Genomic DNA, 23,676 nt, shown 5'->3' with positions numbered 1-23,676 from the left:
ATCCTGGCAAGACCAAGGTCTTCAGGCGGTGTGCTTGGGCCATTAAGGTCACGAACCATGTCGATACCGCCGGAACCGATGGAGCCGATGCCCGCCTTTCCGCCCGGCTTCCTGTGGGGGGCCTCGGCCTCCGCCTTCCAGACCGAAGGCGCGGCCGACGCCGACGGCAAGGGACCGTCCGGCTGGGACGCCTTCGCCGCCCAGGGCCGTATCAAGGACGGCTCCGACGCCGCCCGCGGCACCGGTTTCCACGAGCGCTACCGCGAGGACGTCGCCCTGCTCGCCGGGCTGGGAGCGGACGCGTTCCGCTTCTCGGTGAGCTGGCCGCGTGTCGTACCCGGCGGCAGCGGCCCGGTCAACGCGCGGGGCCTCGACTTCTACGACCGGCTCGTCGACGAACTCTGCGCCCACGGCATCACCCCGGCGCCCACCCTCTACCACTGGGACACCCCGCTCCCGCTCGACGAGGCCGGCGGCTGGCTCCGCCGGGACACGGCCCTGCGCTTCGCCGACTACGCCTCCGCCGTCGCGCAGCGGCTCGCCGACCGCGTGCCGTTGTGGATGACCCTGAACGAACCCGCCGAGGTCACCCTCCTGGGTTACGCGCTCGGCGAGCACGCCCCCGGGAAGCAACTGCTCTTCGACGCGCTGCCGGCCGCCCACCACCAACTGCTCGCCCACGGACTCGCCGTCCAGGCCCTGCGGGCCGCCGGAGCCCGGAGCGTCGGGATCGCCGTCTCCCACTCGCCGGTGTGGACCGCGGGGGACAGCGAGGAGGACCGCTTCGCCGCCGAGCTGTACGACACGGTGACCAACCGGCTGTTCGCCGACCCGCTCCTCACCGGCGCGTACCCCGACGAGAACTTCGCGGCACTGATGCCCGGTCCGGTCGCCGACGATCTCACCGTCATCGCCCAGCCGCTCGACTTCTACGGGGTGAACTACTACCACCCGATGCTCGTCGGCGCCCCCGCCGACGACGCCCCGGGCGGCTTCGCGGGCGTCGGCATGCCCGCCGGACTCCCCTTCGGGCTGCGGGACATCGACTCCGCGGAGCACACCGACTTCGGCTGGCCCGTCGTCCCCGACGGACTGCGGGAACTGCTCGTGTCACTCACCGGGCGCTACGGCGACCGGCTGCCGCCCGTGATCATCACAGAGAACGGCTGCTCCTACGACGGCCTCGACGACCGGCGCCGTATCGCCTTCCTCGACGCCCATCTGCGCTCCCTGCACCGGGCGATACACGAAGGGGCCGACGTCCGGGGCTACTTCACCTGGTCGCTCACCGACAACATCGAGTGGGTCGAGGGCGCGTCCCGGCGCTTCGGTCTCGTCCACATCGACTACGAGACGCTGCGGCGCACGCCGAAAGCGTCCTACCACTGGTACCGGGACATGATCGCCGCGCAGAAGCGCGACCCGGACCACTGACCGGCCCGCAGGGGCGCCCACCTCGCGGACACCCCTGCGGCGCCTGGTCAGTTCCGGGGCGCGGGCACGAAGTGCACCCGTTCCTGGACGACCGGATGGCCGGCCTTGGTGAAGTTCGCGGCCATCGGGACGTTCCCCTGGTCGGTGGAGCCCGCGATGAACTCGGCGCCCCGTTCCGCCAGGAAGTGCGTGCACTCCGCCAGCAGGTCGTACGCGTATCCGCGGCCGCGGTGCTCCGGGACCACCCCGATGAAGCCGACGCACGGCCCCGACGGGTTGCGTGCGGGGATGTGGATGCCCACCAGGTCGCCGTCCGGCGTCCGGGCGAGCTGCCACCATTCACGGGGCGACGGGCACCAGTTGAAGAAGTCCAGTTCCTCCTGCGCGGCCTTGTCGAGGCCGCCTTCCGCGACCGCCCGCAGCGCGTGGGCGTCCAGCGTCACGGAGTGGATGCGGCGCAGCGCGTCGAAGAACACGGCGTCGTCCGGCTCCGGACGGAACACCAGCCGCCCGGGCCGCTCCGGAAGCCCGCAATCGGGCGTCCACCGGTACTGGTAACGCTCGACCAGCACCTCCATGCCGGCGGCCTTCGCGGCCCTCATGCGGGCCTCACCCGCCGCGCGGGCGGCCGCGTCGTCGCGCCAGCCGGCCGGGAGGATCAGTTCGTACTCGACCTGGAAGGGGGAGGTGCGCAGCAGTTCGGCACCCGCCTCCTCCTCTCCCTCCGCGATGTCGAACCAGTTGACGTTGACGGGTGATTCGTCGTCGGGGCCGCCCCACCAGGCGGCCCTGGCGACCACCTTGCCGTCGCGCAGCGCCACCCGCTTCCAGTCGGGGCGGTGCGTCGCGCGGGAGAGGGCCCGTCCCACGCCGAGCGGGTCGGGCAGGGTGTCGAAGAGATGCGCGTCGCTCTCACCGAGCGCGCGGATGACCGTCTCGGTCATGAGGATGTCCTCCGGAAGAGATGCTTGCGCGCTCCCGGTCAGACTGCGGACGCCGGGCGGACGGGGCGGGAGCGCGGGAACGGTGTGATGTACACGGCACTCGCCTCCTTCCCTCGTCTGTGGCGTAACGGTCACATTAGAGGCCCGGCCGGAGGCCCGTCCAGCGCTTTCGGGGGCGCGCACGAGGCCGACCGGGCCCCCACTGTGCCGGAATTGATGCTTCCGTGCAGGTCAGGGCGGCCTCGGAAACCGCATCGTCTGGACACCTCGGGGCCTTCGGGCCGACAATCTGGAACGTGACGTCCTCTTTCGAGTCCAACACGTACCCCGCCCGGCTCTCCGATGCCGAGCGTGAGCGTGTCCTCGACGTGCTCAGAGAGGGCGCGGCCCAGGGCAGGCTGTCGCACGAGACGTTCGTGCACCGCATGGAACTGGCCTTCGCCGCACGCCGCACCGAGGAACTGGACGCCCTCACCGCCGACCTGGTCGACAAGGGCCGCTGGTCGCGCCGGCTCTACCGCGCGGTCGGCAAGGTCTCCGCGTTCTCCGTCCGGCTGCGCCGCGCCTGGCAGGCGGAGAAGCTGCCGCCGCTGCTCCTGCCCGAGCCCGGCCCCCATCCCCTCCGGATCGGCCGCGACCCCGCCAACGGCCTGCGGCTCAGCCACGACACCGTCTCGCGCCTGCACGCCGAACTGAGCCACCAGGGCACGATGTGGGTCCTGCGCGACCTCGGCTCGACGAACGGCACCACGGTCAACGGCCGCCGGGTGACCGGTTCGATCGTCGTCAACGACGGGGACATGGTCGGCTTCGGCAGCGTCAGCTACCGCCTCACCGCCCGCTGACCCAGCCGCCCCACGAGGAGCTACTGCTGGTGCAGTCCGCGGCCCGCGAGCGTCAGGAAAGCCTCGCCCACAGCCTCCGACAGCGTCGGATGCGGATGGATGTGGGCCGCGACGTCGGCAGGTTCCGCGTCCCAGCCGACGATCAGCTGGCTCTCGGCGATCATCTCGGAGACGTGCGGGCCCACGAGATGGACACCGAGCACCCGGCCGCCCCGCTCGGCGACGATCTTCACCATCCCGCCCTGCGCGTGCACCATGCCCTTGGCCACCGCCGTCAGCGGCATCGTGTTGACGTCCACCTCGAAGCCCCGGGCCCGCGCCTCCTCCTCGCCCAGCCCCACGGACGCGGTCTGCGGCGAGGAGTACGTGACCCGGGGGACGGCCGCGTAGTCGACGGGCCGTGTGGGGAGACCGGCGAGCGCCTCCGCCACCACCATGCCCTCCGCGAACGACGCGTGCGCGAGACCGAGCGACGGCGGCGGCAGAAGGTCACCCACCACATGGATCCCGGGGACCGCGGTCTCCAGCCGTGACAAGTCGGCGGGCGCGACATGGCCCCGCGCGTCCGTGCTCAGACCGGCGCCGGCCAGTCCGAGGCCGTCCGTCACCGGCTCCCGTCCCACCGCGACCAGCAGCCGCTCCGCCTCCACCGTGCGCGTCTCGCCGCGTGCGGTCCGTACCGTCGCCCGTACCCCGTCCTCCAGCACGGCCGTCTCCAGCAGCCGGGCGCCCGTCTGCACCTCGATGCCGCGCTTCTTCAGACCACGGGTCAGATGGCGGGACACATCGGCGTCCTCGAGCGGCACCAGCCGTTCCGCCGCCTCCACGAGCACCACCGCCGCGCCCATGGAGCGGTGGAAGGACGCGTACTCGACCCCGATCGCCCCGCCGCCGAGCACCAGCACCGACCGGGGCAGCCCCGGCGCGAACAGGGCGTCGTCGCTGGTGACCACGCGCCGCCCGTCCGGTGCGAGACCGGGCAGGGTACGCGGCCGGGAGCCGGTCGCGAGCACGACGCCGCGGCGCGCGGTCACCTCCCCGTGCCCCTCCACCCGCACGCTCCGCTTGCCCGTCAACCGGGCGCCGCCGGACAGCACTTCGACCCGGGCGTGTGCCAGACGGCCCACCACGCCCCGGTGGTTACGGGACACGATGTCGTCCCTCGTCGCCACCAGCGCCTGCCAGTCGACGGACTCGACACTCGCCTTGACGCCCCAGCGTTCCCTGGCCTCCGCCGTCCCGTCGACCAGTTCGGCGGCATGCAGCATCGCCTTGCTGGGGATGCAGCCGCGGTGCAGGCAGGTGCCACCCACCTTGTCGCGCTCCGCGAGCACGACCTCCAGGCCGAGGGCCGCCGCCCGCAGCGCGGTCGCATAGCCGCCGGTCCCTCCGCCGATCACGATCACGTCGGTTTCACGGGTCTGTGTCATGGCTCCCACTGTCCGTTCCGCCCTTGCCATGAGTCCAAGGCAATGTTCTTGTGACATCGATGCACAGCGTCTATGGGAGAGCGTGGCGGCCGTGCGCGGCGACGCCCGTTTCGCAGCGGTCATGGAGGACGGCGTGAGCCTTCGGCAGATGGAGTACTTCCTCACCGTCGTCGAGGAGTCCTCCTTCACCCGCGCCGCCGAACTGCTGCACGTCACACAGCCCGCGCTGTCGCACCAGATCAAGGCGCTCGAGCGGTCCGTCGGCGGAGAGCTGCTGGAACGGCTGCCACGAGGAGTCCGGCTGACGCAGATGGGCCGGGCCTACCTGCCGCACGCCGAACTCGCCGTCCGCAGCGCCGCCCAGGCGCGTCGTGCGGCCAGGGCGGCGGCCGGGGCGGAGGGCGGCGAGCTGCACATCGCGGCCCTCCACGCGGTCGCCGTGGGCGTGCTCCCCGACCTGTTCGCCCGCTGGCGGCGCGAACACCCCGGCGTGGCGCTCGTCCTGCACGAATACGGCACGACCGAGGCCCTGGAGGAGCAGATCGAACGCGGCACCGCAGACCTGGCGGTGGGGCCGGCGCCACGTCACTGGCAGGGTCCGGTCGTCCCGTTCGACGAGGAGGAGATCGTTCTCGTCGTCCCCTTCGACGACAGCCTCGCGGGCCGCACGTCCGTCCGTCTCGAGGAACTGGCGGACCACGCATGGGTGCGCTGCGCGATGGAACCTGAGGTGGAAGGCATGCGGTTCCTTGATCGGGCCTGCGGAAAGGCCGGCTTCCGGCCCCGTACGGCGGTGTGGACGCAGCACACGTCCTCCGCCGTGCGGATGGCGGCGGCCGGGGTGGGCGTCGCGACAGCACCGTTGCACGTGGTCCGCGGGGCGGTGGGGGAGGACTGTGTGGTCCTCCCCGCGGACCCGCCGTGGCGGCGGGCGCTGACGGTGTTCTCACGGGTGGAACCGACGGGTGCGGCGGAGGCGTTCGTCGACCTGCTGACGGGCTGGAGCGCGGTGCGGGACGAGCCAGCGCGGCGGACCGCTACCGCACGCCGCCTTCCCGCACCAGCAGCGCCACCGGCCGGCGCGTGAACAGGTCGGACACGCGGACGGGGCCGCCGGTGAACTCCCGCTCCGGGGACAGGACGTCCGCCCACCGGCCCGCCGGCAGCGCCAGTTCCGTGTCCCGCCAGCCGCCTTCGCGTTCGAGCCGCAGCGACAGGCGGGTCACCGCCGTGACCACCTCGCCGGAGCGGCAGAACGCCACACAGTGGTCCGCCGCCGGCCCCTCCGCGCCGAGCGGCGTGTACGTCGCGGACGCGCCGAACACCTCGGGCGCGGAGCGGCGCAGCCGCAGGGCCGCCTTGGTGAGGGCCTCCTTTTCCGCGTCGAGCCCGTCGGGGGGCGGACCGCCGAACTCCACCGGGCGGCGGTTGTCCGGGTCGACCAGCGCCAGGTACTCACGCTCGGAGCCCTGGTAGACGTCCGGCACTCCGGGCATCGTCAGATGCAGCAGCGTCGCGCCGAGCACGTTCGCCCGGGCGTAGGGGGCCAGCTCGTGGACGAACCGGGCGACGGAGTGCTGCGCCTGTCCCGCCGGGCCCGCGTCGACGAACGCGGACACCGCCTTCTCGTACGCCGCGTCCGGCTCCGTCCAGCTGGTCCGCAGTCCCGCCTCCCGCACGGCCTTGAGCAGCGCCGTCTCCAGGCGGCCGGCATCGGGCACGGTGAAACCGACCGCCGTCTGCCACACCGTCCACGCCACCTGCGGGTCGGGCGCGCTGCCGCCGGGCAGGCCCTCCGCCTCCTCGGTGATCTGCGCGAGGAAGTCGGCCCAGCGCTCCGGGCATTCGGAGAGCACCGCGATGCGCGCCCGGACGTCCGCGCTGCGCTTGGTGTCGTGCGTGGTCAGGACGGTGCCGGTCGCGGGCCGGTCGCGGGCCAGCCCGGCGCAGTAGGCGTGGAAGGCCTCGGGAGGGACCGCCGGATCACCGGGGTCGCCGCCGACCTCGTTCGCGGAGAGCAGCGGCCCGTAACGGTAGAACGCCTTGTCCTCGACCGACTTCGCCCGCAGCGCCGACGCGGTCTGGGCGAAGCGGGCGCGGAACGCCTCATGGTCCGGTCCCGCGCCGAGGCGTCCGAGGGCCAGGTCCCGGACCACGTCCACGGCCGCCGCCTCCTCCGGCACGGTGAAGGTCTCCTTCGCGCCGGCCGCGGCCTCCTCGGTCAGTGCCTCCTCGTCCCCCACCCCGTACGGGCGGTAGACGGGAACGCGGACCAGCAGCTCCCGGACCGCCTTCCGCAGCGCCCAGGGCGCGTGGTCGCGCAGGCGGGGTTCGGCCGCGCACACCAGCCCGGCGAGGCGGACGAGTATCGCCGTCTCCGCGGCCAGTTCACGGGTCACGACCTCGTACGCGGCGTGCCGCTGTGTCGCCTCCCAGCGGCCGCCGAGCTCCTCGGGCGCCTCGGTGAACTGCTGGTGGTCCGCGGCCAGTTCGGCCGCTCCGGCCGGATCGGTGAACAGGCCGTCGATCTGGCGCAGGGCGTCGTACCCGGTCGTCCCGGCGACGGCCCAGCCGGGCGGCAGCGGTTCGTCGCCGGTGAGGATCTTCTCCACGACGATCCAGCAGTCACCGCCGGTCGCCTCGTCGAGCCGGCGCAGATATCCCTCCGGGTCCGCGACCCCGTCCGGGTGGTCGACCCGCAGGCCGTCGACCACACCGTCACGCACCAGTTCCACGATCTTGGCGTGTGTCGCGTCGAACACCTCCGGGTCCTCGACGCGGACGCCTATCAGCTCGGAGACGGTGAAGAACCGGCGGTAGTTGAGCTCGGTGCGGGCCAGCCGCCACCAGCAGAGGCGGTACCACTGGGCGTCGAGCAGTTCGGCCGGCGGCAGGTGGCCGGTCGTCCCGCGCAGCGGGAAGCGCTGCTCCCCGTAGTGCAGGACGTCGCCCTCGACGTGCATCTTGTCCATCTCGTCGCCGACGCGCCCCGCGAGCACCGGGAGCAGGATCTTCCCGTCACCCGCCTCCCAGTCGATGTCGAACCAGCGCGCGAACGGCGACCTCGGCCCCTCGCGCAGCACCTCCCAGAGGGCCCGGTTGTGGCGTGGCACAGCGGCCATGTGGTTGGGGACGATGTCGAGGACGAGCCCGAGGCCGTGTTCCCGTGCCGTACGGGACAGCTCCCTCAGGCCCGCCTCGCCGCCCAGTTCCTCGCGGATCCGGCTGTGGTCGGTCACGTCGTAGCCGTGCGTGGAACCGGGCACCGCCTCCAGCACCGGCGACAGATGCAGATGGGAGACGCCGAGCGCGGCTATGTGCGGCACGGCGGCGGCGGCGGCCGGGAACGGGTAACCGGGCTGGAGCTGGAGCCGGTACGTGGCGGTGGGCGTCATGCGAACATACGTACCCGGCCGGAGGGGTTCCTGCGCCCGGCCCCGGGGGCGGTGTCGGCCGATCGGGTGAACTGCGGGCCCGTGCGGGCGTGCCGCCTGGCGGGCGCTCGTGCGACGTGCTCGGCGCCATGGGCGGGGGTGGCGGCGGCACGGGTGTGCTCGTGCCCGCGCGCCGCCGTAACGCCGAGCCCGGCCGCCGCCGTGACGCGGAAGCCGCCCGCCGCCTCGCTCCCTGTCTAGGCCGGTCGTCGCAGTACCGTCATGCTCCGGCCGACCAGCCGCAGCTCGTCGCCCGCCGACACCATCGGGCCGTTGCCCGGCGGGACCCCCACCTTGCTCGCCGTGTCGACCACCACCTGCCACTCCTCGCCGTGGCTCACGGGCACCGTGAAGTCCAGCTCCTCCGCGCTCGCGTTGAACATCAGCAGGAACGAGTCGTCCGAGATCCGCTCGCCCCGCGGCCCCGGCTCGGAGATCGCGTGGCCGTTGAGGAAGACGGACAGGGCCTTGGCGTGCGCGGCCTGCCAGTCCCTTGCGACCATCTCGTCGCCCTGGGGGGTGAACCAGGCGATGTCGGTCAGCTCGTCGTGCGTCCCCTCCACCGGGCGGCCGTGGAAGAACCGCCGCCGCCGGAAGACGGGGTGGTCGCGCCGCAGCCACACCATCGTCTTGGTGAAGGCCAGCAGCGACCCCTCCTCGTCCTCGCCCGGATCCGGCCAGTGCACCCAGGCGATCTCGTTGTCCTGGCAGTAGGCATTGTTGTTGCCGCCCTGGGTGCGCCCGAACTCGTCGCCGTGGCTGAGCATCGGCACACCCTGCGACAGCATCAGCGTCGCGATGAAGTTGCGCATCTGCCGCTCGCGCAGCTCCAGCACACCCTCGTCGTCGGTCTCGCCCTCCGCGCCGCAGTTCCACGACCGGTTGTGGCTCTCGCCGTCGCGGTTGTTCTCGCCGTTGGCCTCGTTGTGCTTGTCGTTGTAGGAGACCAGGTCGTGCAGGGTGAAGCCGTCGTGGCAGGTGGTGAAGTTGATCGAGGCCAGCGGGCGCCGCCCGTCGTCCTGGTACAGGTCGGAGGAGCCGGTCAGCCGGGACGCGAACTCGGCGAGCGTACGCGGCTCACCACGCCACAGGTCGCGCACGCAGTCGCGGTACTTGCCGTTCCACTCGGTCCACAGCGGCGGGAAGTTCCCCACCTGGTAGCCGCCCTCGCCCACGTCCCACGGCTCCGCGATCAGCTTCACCTGGCTGACCACCGGGTCCTGCTGGACCAGGTCGAAGAACGACGACAGCCGGTCCACCTCGTGGAACTGGCGGGCGAGCGTCGCGGCGAGGTCGAAGCGGAACCCGTCGACGTGCATCTCGGTCACCCAGTAGCGCAGTGAATCCATGATCATCTGCAACACGTGGGGACTGCGCATCAGCAGCGAGTTCCCGGTGCCGGTGGTGTCCATGTAGTACCGGCGGTCGTCCTCCATGAGCCGGTAGTACGACTCGTTGTCCAGGCCGCGGAAGGAGAGCGTGGGGCCCAGGTGGTTGCCTTCCGCGGTGTGGTTGTAGACCACGTCGAGGATGACTTCGATGCCCGCCTGGTGCAGGGCGCGCACGGCCTGCTTGAACTCGAGGACCTGCTCGCCGCGGTCGCCCCAGGAGGCGTAGGAGTTGTGGGGGGCGAAGAAGCCGATGGTGTTGTAGCCCCAGTAGTTGTTCAGCCCGGCGTCGACCAGCCGGTGGTCGTTCACGAACTGGTGCACCGGCATCAACTCGAGCGCGGTGACGCCCAGTTCCGTCAGGTGGGAGATCACGGCGGGGTGCGCCAGCCCGGCGTAGGTGCCGCGGAGCTCGGGCGGCAGCTCGGGGTGGAGCATGGTCAGGCCCTTCACATGGGCCTCGTAGATCACCGTCCGGTGGTAGTCGGTGCGCGGCAGCCGGTCGTCACCCCAGTCGAAGTACGGGTTGACCACCACCGACGTCATGGTGTGCGGTGCGGAGTCGAGGTCGTTGCGCGAGTCGGGCCGGCCGAAGTGATAGCCGTAGACCGACTCGTTCCACTCGATGGAGCCGCTGATCGCACGCGCGTACGGATCGAGCAGTAGTTTCGCGGAGTTGCAGCGCTGCCCGCGCGCCGGCTCGTACGGGCCGTGGACCCGGAAGCCGTAGCGCTGCCCGGGCATGATGCCCGGGAGATACGCGTGCCGCACAAAGGCATCGGTCTCCCGCAGCTCGACGGCCGTCTCCGAACCGTCGTCGTGCAGCAGACACAGCTCGATCCGGTGTGCGGCCTCCGAGTGCACCGCGAAGTTCGTGCCGGCGCCGTCGTACGTCGCGCCGAGGGGATACGCCTGTCCCGGCCAGACCTGCATAGATTCGACTCTTCCATTTCTGATCCGGGTAATGGGAGCTACTCGGACAAGATCCTCCCGCAAAGTGGGGCAAGCTCCTAGGACTTCGTACCCTCCTACCGGGTGACCGCTCGGAACAAGGACCGAAAAAGGCGGGGAGATGAGCCGATCGGGGGCCCCGCCGGGCCCGGCCGGCGGCGGGAATACACTCCGGCCCATGAAGACCGCGACTGCTGCCGTTGTCCAGGACCTCGCGCCGAGCGGCGTGCTGCGGGCCTCCATCAACCTGGGGAACCCGGTACTGGCCCGGGGCACGCCCGCCGAGCCGACCGGAGTCACCGTCGACCTCGCACGCGAGATCGGCGCCCGGCTCGGCGTACCGGTGGAACTGCTCTGCTTCGACGCGGCCCGGAAGTCGTTCCAGGCCATGGCCGAGGGACACGCCGATCTCTGCTTCCTGGCCGTCGACCCGGCCCGTGAGGCCGAGGTCGCCTTCACGGCACCGTATGTACTCATCGAAGGTGTGTTTGCGGTGCCCGGCGACTCGGAGCTCACCACGGCCGCCGATGTCGACCGGCCCGGCGTGCGGATCGGGGTGAAGGAGGGATCCGCCTACGACCTCTTCCTCTCCCGCACCCTCCGGCACGCGAGCGTCGTCCGGGGGAAGGACGGGATCGACGAGTTCCGCGCCCAGGGCCTGGAGGCCGCCGCCGGCATCAGGCAGCCGATGACCGAGTTCGTCGCCGCCCACCCCGGATTCCGGCTGGTCGACGGCAGGTTCATGGAGATCGGGCAGGCGGTCGGCACCACCAGGACCCGCCGGCCCGAGACCGTCGCCTACCTCCGGGAGGTCGTCGAGGAGTTGAAGGCCACAGGCTTCGTCGCCGAGGCCCTGCGGCGCGCGGGCCGGTCCGACGACCTGGTCGCCCCGCCCGGATAGACACGGCTCTGTGAGGGGCCGGTGAACGTCAACGCTATGAATCCCCTCACTCCGGGAAGCCGGCTTCGAAGGGAACCAGGCGCATTGTTACGTGAGTTGGGGAATCTGCCGACGGATCCGGCTGCACCGGCTCCCGCGGCCGGAGTAGGCTTCCTTGATCGTTCGAGGGGGCAGGGAAGGCGGTGCGTGGGTGAGCTCGGGAGGGCTGGAGCTACCCCCCGGTGACACGGGTCACGAGGGGGGAGACTCCGCCGAGGTCCCGCCAGGAGCGGTCTCGCTCGCGCGGCCCATGGAGATCGGGGCGGAACTGGACTGGGGCGCGGACGCCTGGAGTGAGGTACGCACACGTGCCCAGCGGGCCGGGCGCGCCTACATCTGGCTGAATCTGGTGGAACAGCGGCTGCGGGCGGTGGTGGCCGCCGTGCTGCGTCCCATCTACGAGCCGGTGCACGGCGACGACTGGGTCGTCGCCGCGGCCGGCCCGGCCGGCCAGGAATGGGTGCAGCGGGCCGTCGCGGTCCGGGAGGTGTCCCGCCGCAAGGGCTATCTGCTGGACCCTGCGGACGACAACGTCCTGTCCTTCCTCACGCTGCCCCAGCTGCGCGAGCTGATGGTCCAGCACTGGCCCTGCTTCGAGCCGTACTTCGACGACCGGCGCGATGTCGAGCTGGCGCTCGACGAGCTCGAGGTCGCCAGGAACGTCGTCTCCCGCAACCGCGCGCTCAACGAGGCGGTGCTCGCCCAGGCCGAGCGCGCCTCGTCCCGGCTGCTGGAGATACTCGGCAACGGCGCCGGGGTCCCCTCCGCCGAGCGGCTCCGCGTCGACGCGGTCGAGGACCTGGTCGGCGACCGTTACGCGGACGTCGTCTCCGTCCATCCCGACCGCGTCAGGCTCCAGCGCCAGCTGCCCGCGGAAGACCTCTTCGGCGGGGCGCGCCGCCTCGACGCGATCGGCATAGGGCTGAACCTGCTGGTCCAGAACTTCTCCGGCCGAAGGCTCGTCCGCCTGGCCGAGTCGGGCTGCCGGGTCCGGCTGCTCTTCCTGAACCCGGCGAGCAGCGCCGTCAAGCGCCGCGAGCGTGAACTCGGCCTGAAGAAGGGCGAGCTGAGCCGCACGGTGGAGATGAACATCCTCCACATGCGGCGCGTCAGGTCCCGGCTGAGGGACCCGGGCGCCTTCGAGATCCAGGTCTTCGACGAGACCCCCCGCTTCACCGCCTACCTCGTCGACGGCGACGGGCCGGACGGCCTCGCCGTCGTCCAGTCCTACCTCCGCCGGGCCCGCGGCATGGAGGCCCCGGTGCTCGTGCTGCGGGGCGGCGGGCGTTCGGTCGTGCGCGCCGGGCATGACGCCGAGACCGGACTCTTCCAGACATATCGCGAGGAGTTCGAGTCGGTCTGGGCCGATTCGCGCCCGGTGTCCTGAGTGCCCCGGTCCGAACCGGCTGTCAGTGGCCCGTGCGAGAGTGGTCGTCAACTGGGGGAAGCACCACCGCACCACACAGAAGGGGGCACCCATGTCCTGGCACCGCGAGCTGCTCGTCGGCTTCGATCTGGAGACGACAGGGACCGATCCGCTCGACGCGCGCATCGTCACCGCGGCCGTCGTCGAGCTGCGGGCCGGCGAGCCGGTGCGGAGCCACGGCTGGATGGCCGACCCGGGGATAAGCATTCCCGCGCAGGCTTCCGCGATCCACGGCATCAGCAACGAGCGGGCGTCCGCGGAGGGCCGCCCCGCGCGCGAGGTGGTCGAGGAGATCGCCGGCACGCTGACCGCACACTGGCGGCAGGGCGTCCCGGTCGTCGCGTACAACGCCGCATTCGATCTGACGCTGCTGGCGGCCGAGTTGCGGCGGCACGGCCTGCCCTCGCTCGGTGAGCGGCTGGACGGCCGTCCGATCGGCCCCGTCATCGATCCGTACACCATCGACCGGGCGGTCGACCGCTACCGCAAGGGCAAGCGCACCCTCGAAGCGGTCTGCGTCGAATACGGCGTGGTGCTCGGCAGCGCCCACCACGCCGACGCCGACGCCCGCGCCGCGGTCCTGGTGGCCTGCGCGATAGCCGAGCGGCACGCCACGGTCGCCTCCCTCACCGTGGCGGAGCTGCACGAACGGCAGATCGACTGGTACGCGGAGTGGGCTGTCGGATTCCAGAGCTTCCTGCGCCGCAAGGGCACCGCCGACGCCGTGATCGACACCTCCTGGCCGATGCGGGAGCCGGCGCCGGTCGTCGGCCAGGGCCTCTCGTCGGCTGGTGCCTCTCGTTCCGACGAGGGGCCCTAGAACGGGTACCAGCGCACCTCGGGGTCGTCGTCGCGCAGGGAGGCCACCCGGCGGCGGAATTCGGCCAGCGCCCGCGGGTTCGCCGGAGCGTGCTGGGCGACCCAGGCGCAGCTGGCCGTCTCACGGGCGCCGCGCAGGACGGCGCAGCCCTCCCACTCCCGCACGTCCCAGCCGTAGGTGCCGGTGAACGCGTCGTACGCCTCGGCGGGCAGGCCGTAGCGGTCGCGGGACAGGGCCATGACCACCAGGTCGTGCTCGCGCAGGTCCGACGAGACGGTCTCGAGGTCGACGAGGACCGGGCCGTCCGGGCCCACAAGGACGTTGCGGGGGAGCGCGTCGCCGTGGATCGGGCCCGGCGTGAGGTGCGGGACGAGACCGGCCGCGGCGGCTTCGAACCCGTCGCGGCGCTCCCGCAGGTACGCGGCGTCGGCCGGATCGATCGCGTCGCCCGCGAGCCGCAGCCAGCGTTCGACACCGCCGAGCAGCTCCCGGCGGGGCAGCGCGAAGGACGGGGCCGGGAGCGCGTGGAAGAGGCGCAGCAGTTCCGCGAGGTCGGCCGGCCCCACCGGCCGTACGGCGTCGGGAAGGCGGTGCCACACCGTCACCGGGTGGCCGTCGACCAGCCTCGGCGCGCGCTCGGCGGCCCGTACCGCCGGCACTCCGGCGCTCTCCAGCCAGCCGGCGACCGCGAGTTCCCGCTCGGCCCGCGGCAGTGTCTCGGCGTCCCGGCCGACCTTCACCACGGTCCGGTCCGCCGCGAACACGGCGTTCTCGCCGAGCGCCAGCAAGGCCGCGTCCGCCGGGAAACCGGCTGCCGTCAGCACCTCGCGTGCCCGTGTCTCGTCCATCGTCCTCTCCCAGCACCGTCGTGAATCCGACAAAGTCTCGCATCCGTGCAGGTCGCCTTGACGAACCGACGGCCCGTCAGCACGATGACGGAGGCCGCCGGGGCGGCCGGACAATCCATGACCAGCCGCCCGAAGGAGTCGAATACGTGATATCGGCGACCGCAACGGCGCGGTCCGGGAGGAAGGCGGCCCGGAGCACCGGGAGAACGGTGGACCACGGGGCCTGGTTCCTCGTACTGCCCGCGCTGATCCCCATCCTGGTGCTGAGCGTGGGACCGCTGCTCTACGGCATCTCGCTGGCCTTCACCGACGCTCAGGCCGGGCGCACCGAACCCACCGAGTGGGTCGGCACGCTCAACTTCCAGGATCTGCTCCACGACACACTCTTCTGGGAGTCGTTCCGGATCGGCCTGCTGTGGGCGGTCGGGGTGACCGTCCCGCAGTTCCTGCTCGCGCTCGGTCTCGCCCTGCTGCTCGACCAGCGGCTGCGGCTTCGCTGGCTCGCCCGGGCGCTGGCGATCGTCCCGTGGGCGATGCCCGAGGTCGTGGTCGGCATCATGTGGCGGCTCGTCTACAACCCCGACGCGGGCATCCTCAACGAGACCCTCCGGGATCTGGGCCTGGGCAGCGGACAGGACTGGCTCACCGGCCTCGCCACCGCCCTGCCGGCGGTCATCGTGGTCGGGATCTGGGCCGGAATGCCGCAGACCACCGTCGCCCTGCTCGCCGGACTGCAGAACACCCCGCACGAGCTGCACGAGGCGGCCGCCCTCGACGGCGCGGGCGCCTGGCGCCGGTTCCGCACCGTCACCTGGCCGGCGATCAGACCGGTCGCGCTCGCCGTCACCGCCCTGAACTTCATCTGGAACTTCAACGCCTTCGCGCTGGTGTACGTGCTCACGAGCGGCGGGCCGGGCGGCCGGACCCGGCTGCCCATGCTCTTCGCCTACGAACAGGCCTTCCGCTACGGCCAGTTCGGGTACGCGGCGGCGATGGGCTGCGTCATGGTCGCGCTCATCTCGGTGATGCTCGCCTTCTACCTGGTGGGACGGCTCAAGGGAGGCGAGGACGCATGACGGCTCTGCGTACCGGCAGGGCGGGGCGCGCCGGACAGTACGCCGCGCTCCTCGGCTATCTGGTCTTCCTCGCCTTCCCGTTCCTGTGGTTGATCTCCACGGCGTTCAAGCCGCCGCGCGAGCTCGGGTCGCTGCACCCCACATGGATCCCGGTGAACCCGACCCTGGCGAACTTCCGGCAGGCCTTCGACGAGCAGCCGCTTCTCCAGGCCGCCGGCAACAGCCTGGTCGCGGCCCTCACCGCCGCGCTGATCGCCGTCGTGATCGCGACCCCCATGGCGTACACGATGGCCCGCCGCCGCGGCAGGCTCACGACGGCGGCGACAGGCTGGGTCGTGGTCAGCCAGGCCTTCCCGTTCGTCCTGGTGATCATTCCGCTCTTCCTGGTCCTGAAGAACCTCCAGCTGATCAACACCCTGTCCGGCCTGATCATGGTGTACGTCGTCTGGTCGCTGCCGTTCGCGCTGTGGATGCTCGTCGGCTATGTCCGGGCGGTACCTCGCGAGTTGGAGGAGGCGGCGGCGGTCGACGGTGCGAGCCGGCTCCGTACGCTGGTGTCGGTCACCGCGCCGCTGCTGGCGCCGGGCATCGTCGCCACCGCGCTGTTCGCGTTCATCACCGCGTGGAACGAGTTCTTCTTCGCGCTCGTCCTGCTCAAGACGCCGGAGAAGCAGACCCTGCCGGTCGTGCTGACCCACTTCCTCGGCGCGGAGGGCGTCGCCGACCTGGGGCCGCTCGCCGCGGTCGCGTTCCTCGCGACGATCCCCTCGCTCGTCATCTTCGCGATCATCCAGAAGCGGATCACGGGCGGCATGCTGGCCGGGGCGGTGAAGAGCTGATGCGCACACGGAAACCACGGGGCCGGCTGCTCGCGGCCGCCGCCGCACTCGCCCTGCTGATGACGGGCTGCTCGGACGGCCCGGCCCGCGACGACGGCACGATCAGGCTCCGCTTCCAGTCGCTGGCCTGGCAGAAGGAGTCCGTCGACGCCAACAAGGAACTGGTGGAGGAGTGGAACGCCGCCCACCCCGACGTCCAGGTCGAGTACGTCCAGGGCAGCTGGGACAGCGTCCACGACCAGCTGCTCACCTCCTTCGAGGGCGGTGAGGCGCCCGACATCATCCATGACGCCTCCGACGACCTCGCCGACTTCGCCTACGGGGGCTATCTGGCGGACCTGACCGAGCTGCTGCCCGAGCGCCTGAGGGCGGACATCCCGCGGCAGAGCTGGGAGACGACAACGTTCGGCGACGGCGTGTACGGCGTCCCGTTCCTCCAGGAACCGCGGGTGCTGATCGCCAACACCGAGATCCTCGAGACGTCCGGGGTCCGGCTCCCCACGGCCGAGCGGCCCTGGAGCTGGGAGGAGTTCCGCCAGGTCACCAAGGACCTGACGAAGACGATGGGCAAGGGGAAGTACGCCGTCGCCTGGCCGCTCAAGGAGCCCGTGTCCGTCACGCTCAACCTGGGGCTGTCCGCGGGCGGCAGGCTGTTCCACCGGGGGCAGGACGGCAAGGTCACCATCGACTTCAGGGACGGCGACGGCGTCGTGCCCGGCACGATCCACGACCAGGTCAACGTCGACAGGAGCGCCTCACGCAGCACCCTGGGCATGGGCGGGTCGGACACCCTGCCCGGCTTCTTCGGCGGCAAGTACGCGATGGTGCCGCTGGGTTTCTCGTACCGGCAGCAGATCGCCCAGCAGGCACCGGAGGGCTTCCGCTGGACGGTCCTGCCCGCGCCCGCCGGACCGGGCGGGCCCGCCCAGGGAGTCAGCCCGCAGACGCTCTCCGTCGCGCAGGACAGCGCGCACAAGAAGGAAGCGGCGCAGTTCATCGACTTCATGCTGCGCCCGCAGAACATGGTCCGGCTGGCCAAGGGCGACTGGATGCTGCCGACGGGCACACAGGCCCTCGGCGACCCCGCCCTGCACACCGAGAAGGACGGCTGGGCGACCGGCGCGGACCTCGCCCGGCATCTGCGGTCGGCCCCGGCCCAGTCGGTGCGCGGCTATCCGGAGTGGAAGGACAAGGTGGCGACGCCCGCGTACCAGGAGTTCTACAGCGGTGCGATCGACGAGAAGGAGCTGAAGGAGCGGCTGGTGAAGGACGGGAATCTGGTGCTGGCCCGATATCAGCGCTGAGACCGTGGCCCACCCGGCGGTTCGGCACACCGTTCCGTCCGGGCCTGCCACATGCCCCGCCGGCATGGGGCGCGGCCCCCGGCATGCGTGTGCGGGCCCGACTTTGGGCGCGGCGACCGGTGGACGGTCGCCGCGCCGGCCGGGCGTGGTGAGGGAGGGTCAGGAGGCGGTGCAGGCGCCCAGGGTGGGCGCGTTCCAGTTGCCGTTGGTCATGACGGTGAAGCCGAAGCTCGTGGAGCTGCCGGCCGCCAAGTTGCCGTTGCCGTTCGGCCTCATGGTCATCACGTTGCCGCTGCTGTCCCAGGTCGGGGTGCCGTTCCAGGTGGTCACGATGTCCTGGGCGGAGGCGACGGTCACGTTCACGGACCAGTTGGTGATCGGCGAACTCCCGGCCGTCACCGTGACCTGACCGTTGAAGCGGTCGCCCCAGGCGGCTGTCTGCCGATAGGAGACGGAGCAGGTGGCTCCACCGGGAGTGCCGGGACCAGGAGTGCCTCCGGAGCCGCCGAGCGCGGCCAGCACCGAGTGGTACGCCGGCTTCTTGGTGTAGTTGCCGTCGAAGAGCAGCGGGGTGCCGCTCGCGCGCCACGAGTACTTGTCGGTGATGCCCCACACCGTGATGCCGGTGCAGCGGGTGACGGCCAGACAGGCGTTGACGGCGCGGCTGTAGCTGTCGGCCTGTGACGAACCGGAGCCCTCGATGTCCAGCTCGGTTATCTGCACGTCGACGCCGAGGTCGGCGAAGCGCTTGAGGTTGGCCTGGTAGTCACCGGGCACCGGCGAGGCGCTGTTGAAGTGGGACTGGAAGCCGACGCAGTCGATCGGGACACCGCGCTGCTTGAAGTCCTTGACCATGTTGTAGACGGCATTGCTCTTCGCGTTCTGGCCGTCGGTGTTGTAGTCGTTGTAGCAGAGCTTCGCCGCGGGGTCGGCGGCGCGGGCCGTGCGGAACGCCTCCTCGATGAAGCCGTTGCCCAGCTTGTCCTGGAAGGGCGAGCTGCGCCGGGCGCCGCTGCTGCCGTCCTGGAACGCCTCGTTCACCACGTCCCAGGAGTGGATCTTGCCGCGGTAGTGCTGCATCACCTGGGTGATGTGGTTGTTCATCGCGGAACGCAGCTCGGTCGCGTTCAGCGAGCCCACCCAGCTCGGCAGCTGGGAGTGCCAGACCAGCGTGTGACCGCGGACCTTCATGTTCCGGCTCTGGGCGTGGCTGACGATCTGGTCGGCCGGGCCGTAGCTGAAGGAGTTGCGGGACTTCTCCAGCGCGTCCCATTTCATTTCGTTCTCGGGCGTCACCGAGTTGAACTCGGTGTTCAGGGTGGAGACGTAGGGCGACTCCCCCAGGTGGTTGGCGGCCACGGCCGTGCCGAAATAGCGGCCCTTCTCCGCCGCGGACGCGCCGAGTGTGCCGGCGGCGTACGCGGTGCCCTCCATGGCGACGGTGCCGGCGGCTGCCATGACGGCCGCCGCTCCCATCACAAGTGCCGTGCGGGCACGTCGGCGTGCGGATCTGCTGATCACTGCGACCTCTTCTGCCAGAGACCGGGCGGTGAACGGGAATGCCGCCCGGGCAAGGTGGATGGACCTGTCGTGGTGCCTTGCGGGATGGACCTGTCGTGGTGCCTTGCGTCCGCATCGAGGCTCTGATTCCGCCTCGGCGGGAGGTGCGATCGCTGGAGAGTATGCGAGGGTCCTGATTCGCCGTCAACAGAAAATTTCTCGAAACTTCTCGAAACATTCAACTGGCTCAAAAGGCTTGGTATGGCCTCTGAGGTGCATTGATGCTGGCCATTGCAGAAAAGCGGGGATGCGGGGGTGGTCGGATCGTATGTATTCCGGTCAGTCTCGGGATTCGGTATTCGAATGTTTCGGAATTCATTACCGGGTTGCACGAGACGTCTCGTCTCGTTTACTGTGGCTCGCATGACCGAACCCCAGCGTGCTCACATCGCCATGTTCTCCATCGCGGCTCCCGGCCATGTGAACCCGAGCCTGGAAGTGATCCGGGAACTCGTCGCCCGCGGCCACCGCGTCAGCTACGCGATCCCGGAGTCGTACGCCGACCGGATCGCCGAGACGGGGGCGAAGCCCGTCGTCTACCGCTCCACCCTCCCCACCGAGGAGGAGCCCGAGGCATGGGGCACCGAACTGATCGACAACATCGAGCCCTTCCTGAACGACGCCGTCCAGGTACTGCCGCAGCTCGCCGAGGCGTTCGCGGGGGACAAGCCGGATCTCGTCATCCACGACATCACCTCCTACCCGGCGATCGTCCTCGCCCACCGATGGGGCGTGCCCGCCGTCTCCCTCTCGCCCAACCTCGTCGCCTGGGAGGGATACGAGGAGGAGGTCGCCGAACCGATGACCGCGGAGCTCAGGGCCTCCGAGCGCGGCAAGGCGTACTACGCGCGCTTCACCGACTGGCTCACGGAGAACGGGATCACCACGCACCCCGACACCTTCGTCGGCCGGCCGCGCCGCAGCATCGTCCTCATCCCACGGGCGCTCCAGCCGAACGCCGACCGGGTGGACGAGTCGGTGTACTCGTTCGTGGGCGCGTGCCAGGGCGACCGCGCGAGCCAGGGGGAGTGGAAGCGCCCCGCGGACGCGGAGAAGGTCCTCCTCGTGTCCCTCGGCTCGTCCTTCACCAAGCAGCCCGCCTTCTACCGCGAGTGCGTGAAGGCCTTCGGGGACCTGCCCGGCTGGCACATGGTGCTCCAGATCGGCCGGCACGTGGACGAGTCCGAACTCGGCGCGCTGCCCGGCAACGTCGAAGTCCACTCCTGGGTACCGCAGTTGTCGGTCCTGCGACAGGCGGACGCGTTCATCACCCACGCCGGCGCGGGCGGCAGCCAGGAGGGCCTGGCCACCGGCACCCCGATGGTTGCGGTGCCGCAGGCGGTCGACCAGTTCGGCAACGCCGACATGCTGGTGGGACTGGGAGTGGCGCGACGCGTCGCGACGGAGGCGCCCGCGGAGGAGTTGCGCGAGGCGGTTCTGTCGCTGACCTCCGACCCGGAGGTCGCGGCGCGGCTCGCGTCGATCCGCGCGGAGATGGCGGGGGAGGGGGGCACACGACGGGCGGCGGACCTGATCGAGGCGGAGCTGACGGGGGCGGTGCGGTAGCCGGGGCGGGGCCGTTTCCCCTACCCGCCCCTTCCCGTAACCGGGCTCCGCCCGGACCCGTACCGCGCTGCGCGCGGTGTTTCGGGGGCTCTGCCCCCGGACCCCCGCGCCTCAATCGCCGGCGAGGCTGACAAAGTCAGCCCGCCCGGCGATTGAGGGCACCGCGCGAAGCGCGGCACGGGGCCCGCAGGGCGGCACGGGGCCCGCAGGGCGGTACGGGGCCCGGGGCTTGCCCCGGTTTCGGGAAGGGGCGGGGTGGGGAAAAGGCCCGCCGCAGGCGCAACCCGTCCCCGCCCCCCGCCCGCCTCAGACGTGGACCGGGTCCGCCCCCCGCGCGTCCTCCGCCCGGGAGGGTCCAGGCGCCGGCGGCTCGTCGTGGGTCATGTCCGGGAGCCAGCGGAGCCACTTCGGGAAGTACCAGTTCCGCTCACCCAGCAGCGCCATGATCGCGGGCAGCAGCACCCCGCGGATGACCGTCGCGTCGATCAGCACCGCCGCCGCGAGGCCGACGCCCATCTGCTTCATCGACTGCATGGACAGGGTTCCGAAGATCGCGAACACCGCGACCATGATGACCGCCGCGCTCGTCACCACGCCCGCCGTGGTCACCACGCCGTGCGTGATCGCCTCGCGGGTGTCGCGGCCCCTGGCCCTCGCCTCGCGGATCCGTGACACCACGAAGACGTGATAGTCCATCGAGAGCCCGAACAGGATCACGAACAGGAACAGCGGCAGCCACGCGATGATCGCGCCGACGCCTTCCGCGCCGACCAGCGACGCGCCCCAGCCGTGCTGGAAGACGGCGGTCAGGATGCCGTACGCCGCGCCCACCGACAGCAGGTTGAGGACGATCGAGGTGATCGCGATCGTCAGGGAGCGGAAGGACAGCAGCATCAGGACGAAGGCGAAGAGGACGACGAACGCGAACACGGGCACGACCGCCCCGGTCAGCTGGTCGTTGAAGTCCTTCGAGCCCGCGACCTGGCCGGTGATCGGCGCCTCGACGCCGTCGACCTGACCGAGGGTCGCGGGCCGCACCTCGTCCCGCAGCTTCTCGAGGCTCTTCTCCGCCCGGTCCTGGTCGGATCCGCCGACCAGGGGGACGGACACGAAGGCGACGTTCTGCGCCTTGTGGGTGACGACCTCCACGGGCCCCTCGGACGCGCCAGAGCTGACGGCCCGTTCACGGAAGCCGGCGATGGCCTGCCTCACCTGCACGGAGTCGATGTCGTCCGCCTTGACGACGACCTGCGCCGGGTCGGCGCCGCCGGGGAAGGCCTCGTTGATCCGCTCGTACGTCGCCACGATCGGCACCGAGTCGCCGAACTCCTGGTCCAGGGTGAAGTTCTGGGTCTTCATGCCGAGGGCGGGGAGGGCGATCGCGACCAGCGCGCCCGCGGCGACGATCAAGGACACCAGCGGCCGCTTGAGCACACCGCCGAGGACCCGGCTCCACACCCGGCTCTCACTGCTGTGAGCACTGCGACCACTGCCGTGAGCACCGCCGTGACCACTGCCGTGCGCACCGGCGGCCCGCTTTCGGCGGTTGAGGAAGGGCAGCCGGCCCTTCTCCACCCGCTCGCCCAGCAGGGAGAGCAGCGCGGGCAGTACGGTGACCGAGCCGACCATCGCCACCGCCACCACGATCAGCGAGGCGAGTCCCATCGACTCGAACTCCCCGATGCCGGTGAACAGCATGCCCGCCATGGCCACGCACACCGTCACGCCCGACACGACGACGGCCCGGCCGCTGGTGGCCGCCGCGATCATGATGGCGGTGCGGCCGTCGCGTCCGGCGGCCCGCTCCTCGCGTTCGCGCCGCAGATAGAACAGGCAGTAGTCGACGCCGACGGCGAGACCGACGAGCAGCATCACGGAGTTGGCCGTCTCGCTCATCGGCATCACATGGCTGACGACGCCCATCAGGCCCATCGTGGCCATGATCGCGGTGATGGCGAGCAGCACCGGCAGCAGTGCGGCGACCAGCGCTCCGAAGGCGATCAGCAGGATGCCCAGCGCGACGGGCACGGCGGAGAACTCGGCCCGCCGGAAGTCGTCGCCGAACGCCTCGTCGAACGTCTTGCCCATGCTGGCGCTGCCGAGCTCCTCGACCCGCAGTTCCGGGTGCCGGTCCTGGACGTCCGTGACGGCCTTCAGTACGGGGTCGATCCGTTCGCTCGCGGTCTCGGGGTCGCCGCGCACGTCGAACTGCACCAGGGCGCTGCGGCCGTCCCTCGAGATGCTCTTCGTCTCGTAGGGCGTCGTCACGGCCGTGACCTCACCCGTTCCCTCGACGGCCCGCACGACGTCGTCGACGGCCTTGCGGAAGGCGGGGTCGTCCGACGTGAGGGACCCGTCCCTCGCCTGGACGAGCACGCTCTCCGAGGCGGGCTCCTCGATGCCGGCCTGCTCGGTGATGCGTGCCGCCTGCGTGGTCTCGCCGGACAACTGCTCGCTGTCCTTGAGTTCGACGGTGCCCGCGGCCGAACCCGCCACCATGGCGAGCAGCACGAACAGTACCCAGATCCCCACGGCTGCCCAGCGGTGCCGGGCGCTCCAGCCGCCGGCCCGCGCGGCGATACCGCGCGGACCGCTTCCTGCTCTCCCCATGACAGGCATGTCCCCTCGTTGTGCGACCGCGTTCGTCGGTGAATGTGTGAGCGAATGTGTGAATGGCGTGCGGGAATGCCCATATCCGTGATCCGCGCGTGAGGTGGCTGTGTGCGGAATCTGCGCAAAGGCCCGCCGCGCACTTCGAAGCTATGGGCGTCTTCAGGTCGTCTCGTCCTGCCGGACGGTGACTTGGGGCGGGTGTCCTCTCCTTCTCGGGGACGGTGCGCATCCCTGACGAGAACGATGGAAGCCCCTTAC

At 71.1% G+C, this 23,676-nt stretch carries 16 protein-coding genes and 1 pseudogene; 10 read left to right on the top strand and 7 right to left on the bottom strand.

Going from position 1 to position 23,676, the window contains the following annotated elements:
- The first annotated feature begins 57 nt into the window (after positions 1-57).
- Positions 58-1,434 (top strand): GH1 family beta-glucosidase, encoded by a 1,377-nt coding sequence (locus AB0K36_RS21635; RefSeq protein WP_364596781.1) that lies wholly within the window; start codon positions 58-60, stop codon positions 1,432-1,434.
- A gap of 47 nt (positions 1,435-1,481) precedes the next feature.
- Here AB0K36_RS21635 and AB0K36_RS21630 read toward each other — a convergent pair whose 3' ends face one another.
- On the bottom strand, positions 1,482-2,378 hold the full coding sequence (locus tag AB0K36_RS21630) for a GNAT family N-acetyltransferase (protein ID WP_364596779.1): 897 nt from the start codon (positions 2,376-2,378) through the stop codon (positions 1,482-1,484).
- 296 nt (positions 2,379-2,674) lie between these two features.
- Here AB0K36_RS21630 and AB0K36_RS21625 point away from each other — a divergent pair, with 296 nt between their 5' ends.
- Positions 2,675-3,223, top strand: coding sequence for an FHA domain-containing protein (locus AB0K36_RS21625; protein ID WP_364596776.1), 549 nt, complete (start codon positions 2,675-2,677; stop codon positions 3,221-3,223).
- Between the two features lie 20 nt (positions 3,224-3,243).
- Here the strand turns inward: AB0K36_RS21625 and lpdA are convergent, their stop codons facing one another.
- Positions 3,244-4,653 (bottom strand): dihydrolipoyl dehydrogenase, encoded by a 1,410-nt coding sequence (gene lpdA, locus AB0K36_RS21620; protein ID WP_364596773.1) that lies wholly within the window; start codon positions 4,651-4,653, stop codon positions 3,244-3,246.
- Between the two features lie 133 nt (positions 4,654-4,786).
- On the opposite strand from lpdA, the gene AB0K36_RS21615 reads away from it, so the two are divergent.
- On the top strand, positions 4,787-5,740 hold the full coding sequence (locus tag AB0K36_RS21615; RefSeq protein WP_364596770.1) for a LysR family transcriptional regulator: 954 nt from the start codon (positions 4,787-4,789) through the stop codon (positions 5,738-5,740).
- Here the strand turns inward: AB0K36_RS21615 and treY are convergent.
- Complete coding sequence (treY, locus tag AB0K36_RS21610) at positions 5,691-8,048, bottom strand: malto-oligosyltrehalose synthase (protein ID WP_364596767.1); 2,358 nt, start codon at positions 8,046-8,048, stop codon at positions 5,691-5,693. The genes AB0K36_RS21615 and treY overlap by 50 nt on opposite strands.
- A 236-nt stretch (positions 8,049-8,284) precedes the next feature.
- Positions 8,285-10,408 (bottom strand): glycogen debranching protein GlgX, encoded by a 2,124-nt coding sequence (gene glgX, locus AB0K36_RS21605; protein ID WP_364596764.1) that lies wholly within the window; start codon positions 10,406-10,408, stop codon positions 8,285-8,287.
- Between the two features lie 196 nt (positions 10,409-10,604).
- On the opposite strand from glgX, the gene AB0K36_RS21600 reads away from it, so the two are divergent.
- From AB0K36_RS21600 to AB0K36_RS21590, 3 genes are all read left to right on the top strand, one after another.
- Positions 10,605-11,327 (top strand): transporter substrate-binding domain-containing protein, encoded by a 723-nt coding sequence (locus tag AB0K36_RS21600; protein ID WP_364596761.1) that lies wholly within the window; start codon positions 10,605-10,607, stop codon positions 11,325-11,327.
- 190 nt (positions 11,328-11,517) lie between these two features.
- Positions 11,518-12,753 carry a DUF5919 domain-containing protein gene (locus AB0K36_RS21595; RefSeq protein WP_364596758.1) on the top strand — a complete coding sequence of 412 codons (1,236 nt, stop codon included), beginning with the start codon at positions 11,518-11,520 and terminating at the stop codon, positions 12,751-12,753.
- Positions 12,754-12,844: 91 nt separating this feature from the next.
- Positions 12,845-13,612, top strand: a complete 768-nt coding sequence (locus AB0K36_RS21590) for a 3'-5' exonuclease (protein WP_364596755.1) — start codon at positions 12,845-12,847, stop codon at positions 13,610-13,612.
- On the opposite strand, the gene AB0K36_RS21585 is transcribed toward AB0K36_RS21590, so the two are convergent.
- Positions 13,609-14,460: a phosphotransferase enzyme family protein gene (locus AB0K36_RS21585; protein WP_364596752.1), complete on the bottom strand. Its 852-nt coding sequence runs from the start codon at positions 14,458-14,460 to the stop codon at positions 13,609-13,611. The two genes, AB0K36_RS21590 and AB0K36_RS21585, sit on opposite strands and share 4 nt — an antisense overlap.
- 146 nt (positions 14,461-14,606) lie before the next feature.
- Between AB0K36_RS21585 and AB0K36_RS21580 the strand changes: the two genes are divergently transcribed.
- From AB0K36_RS21580 to AB0K36_RS21570, 3 genes are read left to right on the top strand one after another with little or no spacing between them, the layout of a single operon-like run.
- Positions 14,607-15,536: a carbohydrate ABC transporter permease gene (locus AB0K36_RS21580; protein WP_435877902.1), complete on the top strand. Its 930-nt coding sequence runs from the start codon at positions 14,607-14,609 to the stop codon at positions 15,534-15,536.
- Entirely contained in the window at positions 15,533-16,375 is an 843-nt protein-coding gene (locus AB0K36_RS21575; RefSeq protein ID WP_364596749.1) for a carbohydrate ABC transporter permease, read from the top strand. Before AB0K36_RS21580 ends, AB0K36_RS21575 begins: the two co-directional genes overlap by 4 nt.
- Complete coding sequence (locus AB0K36_RS21570; protein WP_364596746.1) at positions 16,375-17,679, top strand: ABC transporter substrate-binding protein; 1,305 nt, start codon at positions 16,375-16,377, stop codon at positions 17,677-17,679. Before AB0K36_RS21575 ends, AB0K36_RS21570 begins: the two co-directional genes overlap by 1 nt.
- Positions 17,680-17,838: 159 nt before the next feature.
- On the opposite strand, the gene AB0K36_RS21565 is transcribed toward AB0K36_RS21570, so the two are convergent.
- Positions 17,839-19,137: a glycoside hydrolase family 10 protein gene (locus AB0K36_RS21565; protein WP_435877901.1), complete on the bottom strand. Its 1,299-nt coding sequence runs from the start codon at positions 19,135-19,137 to the stop codon at positions 17,839-17,841.
- 419 nt (positions 19,138-19,556) lie between these two features.
- On the opposite strand from AB0K36_RS21565, the pseudogene mgt reads away from it, so the two are divergent.
- A pseudogene (mgt, locus tag AB0K36_RS21560) lies at positions 19,557-20,805 on the top strand (macrolide-inactivating glycosyltransferase).
- A gap of 306 nt (positions 20,806-21,111) precedes the next feature.
- Here the strand turns inward: mgt and AB0K36_RS21555 are convergent.
- Positions 21,112-23,424: an MMPL family transporter gene (locus AB0K36_RS21555; RefSeq protein ID WP_364596740.1), complete on the bottom strand. Its 2,313-nt coding sequence runs from the start codon at positions 23,422-23,424 to the stop codon at positions 21,112-21,114.
- Positions 23,425-23,676: the final 252 nt, after the last annotated feature.

It is taken from the genome of Streptomyces kurssanovii (assembly GCF_040677245.1).
GTDB lineage: Bacteria > Actinomycetota > Actinomycetes > Streptomycetales > Streptomycetaceae > Streptomyces > Streptomyces kurssanovii.
This window is presented reverse-complemented; position numbering and strand designations above follow the sequence as displayed.